Source organism: Pseudokineococcus marinus (assembly GCF_013004605.1).
Classification (GTDB): domain Bacteria; phylum Actinomycetota; class Actinomycetes; order Actinomycetales; family Quadrisphaeraceae; genus Pseudokineococcus; species Pseudokineococcus marinus.
The window spans coordinates 20,388-32,222 of sequence record NZ_JABEMA010000010.1 but is presented as its reverse complement, the minus strand read 5'-3'; the positions used below and the strand labels follow the sequence as shown (position 1 = coordinate 32,222).

Genomic DNA, 11,835 nt, shown 5'->3' with positions numbered 1-11,835 from the left:
TCCAACCGCGACGACCAGCCCGATGCCACCGAGGCTGCTGCACCGGCCGAGGTGACCAACGGCACGCCGGCGCCCGCGACCACGGAGCGACAGAGTCTCGGAGTGCCGGACTCACAGACTCCCGGGGTGCCGAAGTACCTCCAGCTGGTGCGCCGCGAGGCCCGGATGCACTCCGGCCAGGTCTCCGAGCTCGCCAACCTCACCCGCGCCCTCAACGAAGCCCGCCGCCGCGGCGGCCGCAGCGGCGTGGGAGAGCGGATCACCGACAACACCCTCGTCCGCGTCGCCGTCGACCTCCTCCTGCAAGACCCCCAGCGCCTACGCGGCACCACCGAAGACGAGCTGCGCGCCAGCGTCGGCCTCCCACCCCTGGGGCAGGACACCCAGGACCAGCGGTGAGCACCACCCGCCCCACCCCGGCGGACCTGCGCGAGCTGGCGGCGGCCGCCGACGACCTCGCCACCCGCATCCGCGCCGTACAGGCCGCGCTGCGCGCCGAGGACTCCGGCGCCCGGTCCCGGGCCGGCTTCCGCCTCGACGAGGCCGCCGGCCAAGCCCGGCAGGTCTCGGCCGCGCTCGAGGACACCGCCGGTGAGCTCGCCCGGATCGCCGCGACCCCCGACCTGGCCTGCGGAATCGAGTGGGGCGTGTGCCCCCTGCACGGAGACACCATCACCACCAGCGGCGGACGGTCCTGGTGCACCGCCACCGGATGCACACGCACCTGGGGTTACGACCGCCTGTCCACCCCCTGCCCCGAACCGGTCACCCACCGCCTGCGCGACACCGACGGCCAGACCCAGGACGTCTGCAACGGCCACGCCATCGGCGCCCGCGCCCGCATCACCGGCGTCACCGTCGACCCCATCACCTGACCACGCCGGCGCCCCTGTGGGCGCTGGCGGGCGAGTCGAACGCGCGTGCGAACCTGGCGGGCGTGAGCGGGGGATGGGGGACGAGCCGGGCGGCGGAGCAGCGACAGGCCCTGCTCGCCCCCACCGTCGCCGAGGAGCCCGAGGGCGCCCGGCCCTCGGGCGGTGGCGGGTCTTCGACGTCGGGTCCGCGTGGGGGCGGGCGGCGGCACTGCTGGGTGGTCCTCGACGACGTCGCGCCGATGCCCGGGGTCGTGACCAGCTGGGACCGCACCGGCGCCGGGTGGCTGGCCCGGGTCGCCTACGTCGTCGACGACGCCGGCACCGTCGCCACTGGATGGCTGCCCGCCTCCCTGCTGCGCCCCCACGACCCTGCGCCACCGTCGGGGGCCGGCGAGCCCACCGCCTGACCAACGCCCCCGAGGGCGGGAGAGCGGGGGAGTGGGAGGAGGGGTAGTCAGTTCGGGTGGACGAAGCACGGCTCGAGCCCTGGCCACGGCTGCGGCGGGCCCGGCCACGGCCGCCGCGGCGTCTCGTCCGCCACCCCGAGCTGCACCGACCGCCCGCAGACCGCACAGCCCACCAGGTACGGGCGCCCCGCCGCCCGGGCCGCCTTCCCCGCGTCCGCGACCCCCGGGTGAAAGAGGTGCTCATGCGCGGGCGGGGGAGAGGACGGCGCCGGCTCGGTCATGCCCGCGGACCGTAGGAGCCACCACCGACAACCCGCCTAGCACCCATTCCGCGACTCACGACCAGGTCTCGGCCAGGATGGGCGGCATGGCGCAGAAGACCCAGATCATCCTCACCGACGACATCGACGGCGGAGAGGCCACCCAGACGGTGACCTTCGCCTTCCAGGGCACCAGCTACGAGATCGACCTCAACGACGAGCACGCCGCCTTGATCGAAGAGTCCTTCTCCGAGTGGATCACCAACGCCCGCAAGACCACCGGCCGCAGCAGCGCCGCCGGCGGCGCGCCCGCGCGCTCGAGCAGCACCCGCGCGAGCTCGGGACCCAAGCGCACCGACCTCGACGCCGTCCGCGCCTGGGCCCGCGACAACGGCCACACCGTCTCCGACCGCGGCCGCGTCTCCAACAAGATCCTCGAGGCCTACGACGCCCGCTGAGGCCGACTGCGGGGTCCTCTAGGGGCTGTTGATCGGCGCAAAGATCGTCCGGGGGAGTAAGGCGTGGCGCGAATCCGCGGGTGGTACGAGTACGACGACGACGATCTGACCCCGGGAAATAAACGGGAGGGGGGCCTGCACCAGAACCTCTTCGACGCCGAAGGCGTCCTCAAAGCCAACGCGCGCTTCATGCCCGATGCCACCCAGCCCCCCAACTTCGACCCCTACCTGTGGGCCATGTCGTCACCCACAGTGGATGGCGCCGAGGAGACGACGCTGTCGGAGGCCGAGCGCGAGCAGCTGCGCCTCCTCCTCCAGGAAGTCGTGCTGCCACTGCTCATCGTGGCCATCCAGCGCGGCGTGCCTCACGCCCAGCGTCTGTGGCGAGAGAAGGTCCGCCCCGCCGTACGCGCCCGCGTGTCGGCCATCGCGCGACTGCTACCCCGGCGGCGCCCGCGCCTCGGCCGAGGCATGTCCTCGACCGTCCTCCAGGGAACGGTCGTCGAGGTCATGCGCGCCGAGACCGCCAGCGAGACCAAGGTCGAGATGACCGCCGCGGAGGCCGAAGCCCGCCGCCTACTGGCGGTGGCGCTACGGCAGGCCAGCGACGAGCAGTTGAAGCTGCTGACCAGAGCCAGCATCGTCGCCGACGATGACGCCGCCGACATCGCACGCGCTCTCGATCCCTTGCCGACTCATGACGCCGCACCGCTCATGGCTCAGCTGTCCGACCGGCCCGCTGCCCTGACGGCCGACGAGGCGCTCACCGCCATCCACCTACTGCTCGATGCCGACAGATCCGAAGCGCCCCGAAGGGCCGAGTCGCGCTCTCCACGCACACGCGACCCGGAGGGGCGAGGCGGCCGTTAGCGTCGCTCGTTGCTCGACGACGCTACGCAGGCCTACGCCACCGTCCGGCAGGCCGCCGAGCCGTAGGGGCGGCCGCCGCCCAGCTCACCGTGCCCGTCATAGGACTCACGCTCAGCCGTCCCATGCGGGAGCGGGCGTCAGTGCGGGGAGATGCGCAGGCGTGGTTTCGGATCGCTGCCGGCGATGATGACTTCGGTGACCTGGGCGAGAGGGACCCGGGTCGCTTGCGCGAGCTGGTCGAGCGTGGTGCCGTGCTCGCGCAGTAGGTCGGTCGCCGCCTCGAGAAGCGTCGGTGACTCCGGTGGGCCGAGGGGCCCGGGCTCGGGATAGCCCTGACCGGCCAGGGTGATGTTCGCGCGCTTGTAGGCGGTCTCTGATAGGACCCCCAGGGTGCGGGCCCGGTAAATCAATGCACGAAGACTGGTTCCCCAGTGTCGTTTCGCGGCGTGCAATTGCTCCCAGTCGACACGCCTGGGCAGGTCGTCGACGACCTGGTCTGCGGGCATCAAGAACTCTGCCGCAAAGGTCTGCGCCTGGCCTTCGACGACCTTGTTGCCGGCTTCGGCGTCATCGTGGTGCATGACGAGGTGCCCGAGCTCGTGTGCCGCGTCGAAGCGGCTACGGGCCTTATCGTCCTTCATCGGGGAGAGCAGCACCAGCGGCCGAGCGGTCGCCGATGTGGAGAACGCGTCGACGTCGCGGTCCAAAGGGCGCCCGGCGACGTCGGATGGCAGGCGCAGCACGACGACGCCGTGCGCCTCGAGCAGTCGTACGACGTGCGCGACCGGGCCGTCGGGTACCCCGAGGACCGCGCGCGTGCGGGCTGCGGCCTCGGCGATGTCGGTGCGGGTGGGGGAGTCGGGCAGTTCGAGGGCGGGGACGTCCGCGGTGGGCAGGTCGACGTACTGCTCGACCGCGTCGACGACGTCCATGGCGAGCTCGGCGAAGGCCAGCGCCTGGTCCCGTGAGAGCGCCGGGGTCGTCCGCAGGGACCGGAAGTGCGCCGCTGTCGCCGGCAGCGCCGGGACAGGGCGCCCGTGGCGGAAGAAGTCCTCGGGCATGTCGAGGCGGCCGGCGAGGTCGGCCAGCAGCGGAGCGGTGGGACGGATGGCGCCGCGCTCGAGCTGGGTGATGGTCGCCGGCGTGACGTGGATGTCCCGGGCCAGGTGGGCGCGCGGGAGTCGGGCCAGGCGTCGTGCCAGGGCGAGGCGGCCACCGTCGAAGTCGGTGATCGTGCCTTGACGGCGTCGACGTCTGGCGGCCAGCAGGGATGGCGTGTCCTCTCTCATGCTCCTTCGCTCTCACGGGGCTGGGTGCGCGGACGTAGGACCGGCGTGGGTGCAGGCCGGTCGGCGAAGCCGTCGGAAGTACGTGAGGACTCGCGGCGTCGGGAGCCCGGGTCCTGCCCTGCTTCGTCCCACCACAGCGGCTGCACGGCGAACCAGGGGATGTCACCGCTGCTGGGGAAGCCGAGCCACCCTGAGGTGCGGGCGCCGTCCTCGGTGCCGGCCCACACGAGGCTCACCTGGCGCAGGGCGCCGGCGTCACCCAGGGGCCACAATGCGTCCTCGCTCGGCAGCGTCGACGGTCGCCCGTCTTGGTCGGAGGCCTCGGGGCGGTAGGCGAGGCTGTTGGCGTCAGCGGCCGCGAGCCGGTGGACCCCGTCGGCGTGGGACATCGCCGCCCAGTCGGGCACGAGCCCACCGCCGGCCGGGGCCTTGCGCAGCTGCAACTCTACCCCGGCGGCCTTGACGATCAGCGCCCGTTCCACGAAAGACACCGTCACCGCAGTCGTCCCGCTGGCCGGCCCGTGGGAGCCGGGTGCGGGGCGCAGGGCCCGGTAGTGGCGGTGCACCCGCTGGGCGAGATTTTCCGCGCACTGAAGGCCCAGCAGCAGGGGCGTGTCGCCGAGCTCCGGCTCGTGCCGCTCGAGGTTGGTCGACCAGGTCGACCGCGCCAGGGTCGCGACCTGCGTCACGACGCCCACTTCGTGCAGGTCCGCGGCCACCTGCCCGAGGCGCTTCATCGCTGCGCTGTCCCACCTGCTCATGCCGCACAGTCAACCAGATGCCGTGGCTCGACCATGGGTGACCAACAGCCGGACACGCCTAAGCGTGTGTAGATATTTAGCGAACCGCTGACCTGTGGCATCCTCGACGTGGGTCGCCCGACCTATGTCGAGAGGAGGCCGTCATGGCCAAGAACAGCAACAACCGGCACGTGGTCCCGGACCCGAACGGCGGCTGGAACGTCACCCGACCCGGCGGCAGCCGGGCCAGCGCGCACGTCGACACCCAGCAGCAGGGCATCGACCGCGCCCGGCAGATCGTCACCAACCTCGGAGGCGGCGAGGTCCGCATCCACGACCGCCAGGGCCAGATCCGCGACTCCGACACCGTCGGTGGCGGCAACGACCCGCACCCGCCGACCGACCGTCGCTGACCCGCTGACGGTCCACCCCCGCGACCGCCACGAGTACGAGGAGCCTCGAAGCATGGCCAGCAACGCCGACGCGATGACCACCGGTGAGGACCGCTACCGCGACGTCCTCGACCTCCTCCGCGAGGAGGGGATGTTGGCCGTCTTTACCCAGACCGGCGGCGGCAACGCCGCCCTCGAGGCCCGACTCCCCGACGGGCGCACGCTCCTGGTCACCGACGAGGAGGACTCCCTGTCCTGGAACCGCGAAGAGCATCGCGGCTGGGGCGTGGGCATCTACCGCGAGGGCACCGAGTACGACGACGGGCCACTGGCCTTCGAGTCCACCGACGACGGAGCCCCCGCGGCGCTCCTCCCGTTGGTGCGCGCCGTCATCGCCTCGACCACCTGAGCGGCGTGCCGCGGGGCGACGACGGGCAACAGGTCATCGATCCAGGGCCGCCTCGACGGCATCGGCAGCCGCCGCGGCGTCCTCGTGCTCCCAGACCCGAACCACCGTCCAACCTGCGGCCTCGAGGCGGGCGTCGGTGTCCCGGTCACGGGCGACGTTGCCGTCGAGCTTGTTCGCCCACCACTGCGTGTTCCGCTTCGGCCGGGTGCCATGCACCGGGCAGGCATGCCAGAAGCACCCGTCGACGTAGACCGCGACCCGCCGGCGAGGGAAGACGACGTCCGCGCGCCGGCGCATCTTGGGCAACGGGGCACGGTCGACGAAGAACCGCCGGCCCCGACGGTGCAGCTCCCGGCGCAGCGCGACCTCCGGCTTGGTGTCCCGGCGTCCCTGCCGGCGCATCCGCGCCAGCGTCGCCGCGTCCGAGGCCGCCGGTGCCGCAGTAGCACGCACCGAGGGGGAGGGGCCGGCGTCAGTTCTCGACGTCGACGTCACCGAGCCCCTCGGGGTCGCTGGACTCGTCGCTGGCATCGGGGTCGGCCCAGGTGGGGGCAGTGCGGTTGCGTCGCCGGACCTCCTCGTCGACCTGGTCGACGAACTCGGCGAAGGAGCACGTGTACTTCGCCGCAGGCCTGCCGTTGCGGGGGGCTGGCTGCTCGACGTCGAAGAAGCGCACGGCGCCGCGGTCCGGGCCGTCCGGCTCGTAGAGGCCGATGAAGACCCGCTCGAACAAGTCGTAGCGGGTGTCCTCGGCTCCGAGCTCCACCCAGGACTTGTCCGCACCGCCGTACACGGTGCGCCGACCGCGACCTGCTCGCTTGGCCAGCGTCGTCACGTGGTGGGCGAAAGAAGACTTGCCCTTGTCGTTGGAGCTGGTCGGATCGCCGTCCTCGCACGTCGTGTAGGGCTCGAAGAGCACGGCGACCAGCACGCTGTAGGGCTGGCGCTGGTGCAGCACCATGGCCTCGCCACGCAGTTCATGGTCGTTGCGCACGATGTTCTTCGTCCAACGTCCGAGCTCGTTCTTCTTGGGGCTGTAGTCCTGGAAGTTGTACGTCTTGATCGACACGCACACCAGCAGGCCCAGCGTCGGGTCGGTGACCTTAACGTCCAGGCGCTTGCGACCTCGGTCGACGCCGACGCTGGCCTCCTGCCCCTGGCCGGTCGCCGTCGGCGTGACGGCGGGGTAGCGAGGGCGCAGCTCGTCGGCGACGACCTGGGCCAGGTGGTTGGACAGTCGCTGGGCGTAGTTCTTCTTGTCGGCCTGCTGGGCGCGCGGTTCGGGGCGTGGATCGGCGCGATCGAGTGCCGCTCGTAGGGGGTGCTCGTTCAAGACATCACCCGGGAGGGCCAGCCGCCCATGTCGGCCAGGTGCTGCTCGACGTCATCGAGGAAGCCCGGTACGAACCGCAGCGACCCGGTCTGGGCGCGCTTGAGGAATCCGGCCGTCGCCCGCGGCGAGAGGGGCTTGGTGTCCTCGAGGAAGGTCTCAAGGTGCTCGTAGGGAGCCTGCACCGGCCACATCGAGACATCCGCGCGGTGGGCGACGCCGTCCTTGCCGGCCCAGGCGGCGGTCGGCCACGCGTCTCCGGGCTGCAGCGCCCGATCGTGGGTGCCGTCGTAGGGCTGGGGGTCGGCCAGGCGGGAGCCGACCCACTCAGACATCAGCGCCGAGACGGCGTTGCCGACGAGCTTCCACCGGTGCCCCGGGCGCAGCTCGGGGTGGTCCAAGACCGCGCGGGTCCAGTCCGGGTCGAAGCCCTGCAGCCGCTCGGCGTCGGTAATACCCGGCGTCACGATCCGCCGGCCCGCCTCGGCCGTCGGCATCCGCACCGCCGGGGGAGAGGCGATCCCGACCGAGGAGCCGCCCTTGAGGGTCGGGACGGCATCGACGGCCCAGCCCAGCCCCCGCAGGCCCTCGGTCCAGTAGAAGCCGCACGCGTGCTCGGCCGGATCGCCCGTCTCGGGGACGCCGGCGTCCTGACCGAACAGCACCTCGGTGGGGTCCTCGGTCCGCGAGGCCAGCATCAGCACCCGCCACCGGCGCTGCGGGCGCCCGAACGCGCGTGCGTCCACGACCCGATACGCCCAGGAGTACCCCCGGTCCTCGAGTTCGGTCGTCAGGTGCCGCATCGCCTTCCCCCGGTCCAGCTGCAGCATGAACGGGACGTTTTCCAGCAGCAACCACCGGGGCCCCTTCTTGCGGGTCACCAGCCGGAAGACGTGGTCCACCAGCCCGGAGCGGTCACCACCGATGCCGGCCGTGCGCCCGGCCTGGGACAGGTCCTGACAGGGGAACCCAGCCGTCACCAGCTCCGTTCCGGCCGGCAGCGCCCGCAGCTTCGCGACGTCGTCGACGACGTCCCGGCCGGGGAAGCGGTCCTCAAGGACGACCTGGGCGCCGCGGTCGATCTCGCAGAACAGCTCGGTCTCCCAGCCGTGCTCGTGCAGCCCCTGCTCGAGCCCACCGATCCCGGCGAACAACGCCGTCACGCTGCCGCTCACCACGCCTCCTCCACCCCACTGCGTCGGCGGACCGACACCGACCAGACAGCACCTGACCGTACGTGCCCCGTACGACCCCGGGAGGTGGACCGCGCCGGCGTCCCCAGGCAGCTTCCTAGCGCACTAGTCACCCAATCAGGCGACTAGTGCGGCTAAGGCGTTGCCAAGCCGCCTAACCTGGAGCTAGTCTCCTTGTTATCGAGGTAGCCACCTTGACGACCTACCCGACAGGAGGACCCATGACCACGACGACCGACCCGCTCGACTTCACCAACCTCTCCGGCTACCGAGCCAAGCTGGAGGTGCTCGCCACCCGGTACGGCCAGGGCGCGCGCTCCTACTTCGACATCGCCCTGCCGCTGCACCTGATCCCCACCCACCTGCCCATCCCCGACCCCGAGCAGCCGTTCGAGGGCAACCGCCGGGTCGACCTCAACCACGCGCAGAAGTTCGCCGCCTACTGGCGCAACAACCCCAAGTGGACGGCCCCGCCCCTGCTCCTGGACACCAACGCCGAGCTCGGCCAGGCCTTCGAGGTCAAGGCACGCGCCTTCGGCGTCGAGATCGGCGTGCTCGCCCTGCCGCACAACGCGGTCAACGTCCTGGACATCCTCGACGGGCAGCACCGGATCCTCGGCTGGACGATCGCCGCCCGCGACATCGCCCGCGAGCTCAAGGAACAGCGCGAGCAGCTGCGCGCCTCTCGGTCCGTCGGCGACGACGTCGGGGTCTCCGTGCGCACCGGCAAGATCGCCGAGCTCGAGGCGCTCGAGCAGCGCCTGCAGACCGAGTACGTCACCCTGCAGGTGGTCGAGGGCATCACCGTCGCCGAGCACAAGCAGGCCTTCGCCGACATCACGAACAACGCCAAGGGCATCACCAAGTCCAAGACGGTCGAGTTCGACAGCGTCAGCGTCATCAACCGCGTCACCCGCGAGCTCGCCGAGACCCACGAGCTGCTCGCCGGCCGCATCGACTTCGAGCGCGACCGCACCCAGCGCAACAACACCGCGCTGCTGTCGGCCCGCAACCTGTCCGACATCGTCAAGCACGTCGCCCTGGGCATCTCCGGGCGGATGAACGTCCGCCGCGAGGCCGCCTACAAGGACCAGCTGGTCACCCAGCTCGTCCAGGCCTACCTCGACACCCTCGTGCAGGCCTTCCCCCGCCTCAGCGACGTCGCCGCCGACGAAACCAGCCCCGTCGACCTGCGCCGCGACAGCCTGCTGGCCTCCCCAACCATCCTGCGCGTGCTCGCCGGCGTCTTCTACGAGCTCGCCATCGACGTCGACGACGACATGCCCTCCCTGGACCGCGCCGGCACCCAGCGCGCCGAGGACTTCTTCACCCGCCTCGCCCCGCACATGGACGCCCCGGTCACCAAGACCAACCCCCTATTCGCCAGCGGCGTCTTCGAGGAGGGCGCCATGGCCCCCTCCTCCCGCTCCCAGGACCTGCGCCGACTGGTGACCTGGCTCACCGGATGGGCCCAGGCCGGCACCGAGCTGCCCACCCAGAACGGGACCAAGCGGTGATCCCCGACCTGGAGTCCATGGACGTCCGCAACCCCACCATCGCCTTCGAGCTGCTCGCCAAGGACGCCCACCCCCTGCAGCAGTACCGCGAGATCACCACCAACGCGCTGCAGGCCGGCGCCAGCGAGGTCCTGTGGGACGTCGACTGGCACACCGTCCGCACCCGCGGCGTCTGGCGCCTGGCGTGCATCGACAACGGCGAGGGCATGACCTCCCCGGACCTCGTGCGCTACATCAACACCCTGTTCGTCTCCGGCCGACAGCAGGGCGTCGACGGCAACTTCGGCATCGGGGCCAAGGTCACCGCTGGCGCCCGCAATCCCGCCGGTGTCGTCTACGCCTCCTGGCGCGAGGGCAGCGGGGCGCTGGTCCACTTCCGCCAGGAAGGCGACCAGTGGGGCCTCGAGCGCTTCGACCACCCCGAAGGTGGCGCCCGCCCCTACCTCACCGGCATCGACAAGATGCGCCCCGGCGTCATCGACGACGGGCACGGCACCATGGTCGTCCTGCTCGGGGACGACGAGGACCGGTCGACGATCACCCCGCCCGAGGCCGCCCCGAAGACGATGCGCTGGCTCGTGCAGTACCTCAACCGGCGCTTCTTCCGCTTCCCCGACGGCGTCCGCGTCCGGGTCCGGGAATGGCCCGCCGACCACGCCAAGTGGCCTCACGACGAGCCCATCGACTACAGCACCCAGCAGGCCTCCGGCACGCGTCTGAGGACCTGCAACGGACAGCAGTGGTGGCTAGACCAGAACGCCGAAGCTTCCGGGCAGGTCGACCTCGACGGGGCGCGGGCCCACTGGTGGATCCTCCCCGAGAAGACCTCCGGCAACGAGGACGTCTACCTCACCCGTGGGCAGAGCGGCGCCCTCTTCCAGGACGAGCTCTACGAAGTCACCACGGGCAACACCCACCGCGTGCGCACCCAGAACTTCGGCATCCTCTTCGCCGCCAAGCGGATCGCCCTCTACCTCGAGCCCACCGGCCCCGTCGCAGCCGACCTCTCGCGCAACACTTTGCGCATCGGCGGAACCCCGCTGCCCTGGGAAGACTGGGCCGCCCAATTCCGTGCCAAGCCACCCGAGCAGATCGCACGACTGGAAGCTGCCGTGCGCGACGCCACCGACGGCTCCGACGCCAGCACCGTCAAAGAACGCGTCCAGCGCTATAAGCACCTGTGGCGCGTCACCGCCTGGCGTCCCACCCCCACCGGCCAGGAGAGGGCCAGCGGCACCGCGCCCTCGGGCGCCGGAGACCGCACCGAGACCACCACCGGCACCCGCGGCGACGGCACCCGACCGGTCGGCGGCACCGGCACGACTGGAGCCGGTGGCGCCGGTACCAAGCGCAGTGACTACGCCGGCCTCGCCGACACCGACGGGACACCAGCCACCCGCGTCCACCCCGACCGCGACTTGCCCGACATCGTTTGGGTCGATTTCGACGAAGCCGACGACCGCCCCGCCGACCGTGCGGCCGAGTACGTCCGCACCAGCAACGTCATCTTCGCCAATAGGAGCTTCCGAGTCGTCCAGGACGCCATCACCCGCCTGGCGGCCGACTACGGAGGCGGGGAGGAGGTGCAGCAGATCGCCCGCGAGCAGGTCCACGACTGGTACGCGCAGGTCTTCGTCGAAGCCGTCATTCGATCCTGGAGCTTTGAGCACCAGACGCCCTGGCGAGAGCGCGACTACGAGAACCTCACCTCGCCCGAAGCGCTTACCCTGGCCGCCCTTCCCTTCACCCTCCTTGAGGGAGTCTTGAAGCAGGGCATGCGGATCAGAGCGGGCAGAGTGGCTGCATCTCAGTGACCACTGCTTGTGCCGCTGCCGCGGGGCGCCCCTCACAGCGCCCCGCAGGTGGCCGCGGCCGCGCATGTGGGCTATGGCCGGCGCATCCCGGCGACCTGCACGCCGAGCTGAAGCAAGGCCTGTGGGCGTGGACCATCAGCCGCAGATGCCCGGCCGAGCGTGCCGTCCTCCAGGCGGTCGCGACCCCTGGATGAAAAGGCTGCTTGCGCCGAGGAGGTGCCCAGGCGGTCACGCCCGCGGACTGTGAGGGTGACCGCTCAAGCCCGCTCGTATCCGAATGG

At 71.4% G+C, this 11,835-nt stretch carries 14 protein-coding genes; 9 read left to right on the top strand and 5 right to left on the bottom strand.

The features are described 5' to 3' along the window. Window positions 1-126 precede the first annotated feature (126 nt). The 5 genes from HLB09_RS02005 to HLB09_RS01985 all read left to right on the top strand — a co-directional run bounded on the left by HLB09_RS02005 (window position 127) and on the right by HLB09_RS01985 (window position 2,870). Window positions 127-399: a hypothetical protein gene (locus HLB09_RS02005; protein WP_212755775.1), complete on the top strand. Its 273-nt coding sequence runs from the start codon at window positions 127-129 to the stop codon at window positions 397-399. Beyond that, window positions 396-875, top strand: coding sequence for a hypothetical protein (locus HLB09_RS02000; protein ID WP_171201733.1), 480 nt, complete (start codon window positions 396-398; stop codon window positions 873-875). The genes HLB09_RS02005 and HLB09_RS02000 overlap by 4 nt, the downstream gene beginning before the upstream one ends. A gap of 62 nt (window positions 876-937) precedes the next feature. Then, window positions 938-1,282 (top strand): hypothetical protein, encoded by a 345-nt coding sequence (locus HLB09_RS01995; RefSeq protein WP_171201732.1) that lies wholly within the window; start codon window positions 938-940, stop codon window positions 1,280-1,282. Window positions 1,283-1,649: 367 nt separating this feature from the next. Then, window positions 1,650-2,000: a histone-like nucleoid-structuring protein Lsr2 gene (locus HLB09_RS01990; RefSeq protein WP_171201731.1), complete on the top strand. Its 351-nt coding sequence runs from the start codon at window positions 1,650-1,652 to the stop codon at window positions 1,998-2,000. 63 nt (window positions 2,001-2,063) lie between these two features. Continuing rightward, window positions 2,064-2,870: a hypothetical protein gene (locus HLB09_RS01985; RefSeq protein ID WP_171201730.1), complete on the top strand. Its 807-nt coding sequence runs from the start codon at window positions 2,064-2,066 to the stop codon at window positions 2,868-2,870. 137 nt (window positions 2,871-3,007) lie between these two features. Here the strand turns inward: HLB09_RS01985 and HLB09_RS01980 are convergent, their stop codons facing one another. Further along, complete coding sequence (locus HLB09_RS01980) at window positions 3,008-4,159, bottom strand: XRE family transcriptional regulator (RefSeq protein WP_171201729.1); 1,152 nt, start codon at window positions 4,157-4,159, stop codon at window positions 3,008-3,010. Continuing rightward, window positions 4,156-4,920, bottom strand: a complete 765-nt coding sequence (locus HLB09_RS01975; RefSeq protein WP_171201728.1) for a hypothetical protein — start codon at window positions 4,918-4,920, stop codon at window positions 4,156-4,158. The genes HLB09_RS01980 and HLB09_RS01975 overlap by 4 nt, the downstream gene beginning before the upstream one ends. A gap of 143 nt (window positions 4,921-5,063) precedes the next feature. On the opposite strand from HLB09_RS01975, the gene HLB09_RS01970 reads away from it, so the two are divergent. Both HLB09_RS01970 and HLB09_RS01965 read left to right on the top strand, forming a co-directional pair. Continuing rightward, window positions 5,064-5,312, top strand: coding sequence for a DUF2188 domain-containing protein (locus HLB09_RS01970; RefSeq protein WP_171201727.1), 249 nt, complete (start codon window positions 5,064-5,066; stop codon window positions 5,310-5,312). A gap of 52 nt (window positions 5,313-5,364) precedes the next feature. Continuing rightward, complete coding sequence (locus HLB09_RS01965; protein ID WP_171201726.1) at window positions 5,365-5,700, top strand: hypothetical protein; 336 nt, start codon at window positions 5,365-5,367, stop codon at window positions 5,698-5,700. A 33-nt stretch (window positions 5,701-5,733) separates the two neighbouring features. Here HLB09_RS01965 and vsr read toward each other — a convergent pair whose 3' ends face one another. From vsr to HLB09_RS01950, 3 genes are all read right to left on the bottom strand, one after another. Continuing rightward, complete coding sequence (gene vsr / locus HLB09_RS01960) at window positions 5,734-6,102, bottom strand: DNA mismatch endonuclease Vsr (RefSeq protein WP_171201725.1); 369 nt, start codon at window positions 6,100-6,102, stop codon at window positions 5,734-5,736. A 70-nt stretch (window positions 6,103-6,172) separates the two neighbouring features. Beyond that, window positions 6,173-7,033, bottom strand: coding sequence for a hypothetical protein (locus HLB09_RS01955; protein WP_171201724.1), 861 nt, complete (start codon window positions 7,031-7,033; stop codon window positions 6,173-6,175). After that, window positions 7,030-8,205 carry a DNA cytosine methyltransferase gene (locus tag HLB09_RS01950; protein ID WP_322789988.1) on the bottom strand — a complete coding sequence of 392 codons (1,176 nt, stop codon included), beginning with the start codon at window positions 8,203-8,205 and terminating at the stop codon, window positions 7,030-7,032. The genes HLB09_RS01955 and HLB09_RS01950 overlap by 4 nt, the downstream gene beginning before the upstream one ends. Before the next feature lie 239 nt (window positions 8,206-8,444). On the opposite strand from HLB09_RS01950, the gene HLB09_RS01945 reads away from it, so the two are divergent. Further along, window positions 8,445-9,740, top strand: coding sequence for a DNA sulfur modification protein DndB (locus tag HLB09_RS01945; RefSeq protein ID WP_171201723.1), 1,296 nt, complete (start codon window positions 8,445-8,447; stop codon window positions 9,738-9,740). Further along, entirely contained in the window at window positions 9,737-11,554 is a 1,818-nt protein-coding gene (locus HLB09_RS01940) for an ATP-binding protein (protein ID WP_171201722.1), read from the top strand. Before HLB09_RS01945 ends, HLB09_RS01940 begins: the two co-directional genes overlap by 4 nt. Window positions 11,555-11,835: the final 281 nt, after the last annotated feature.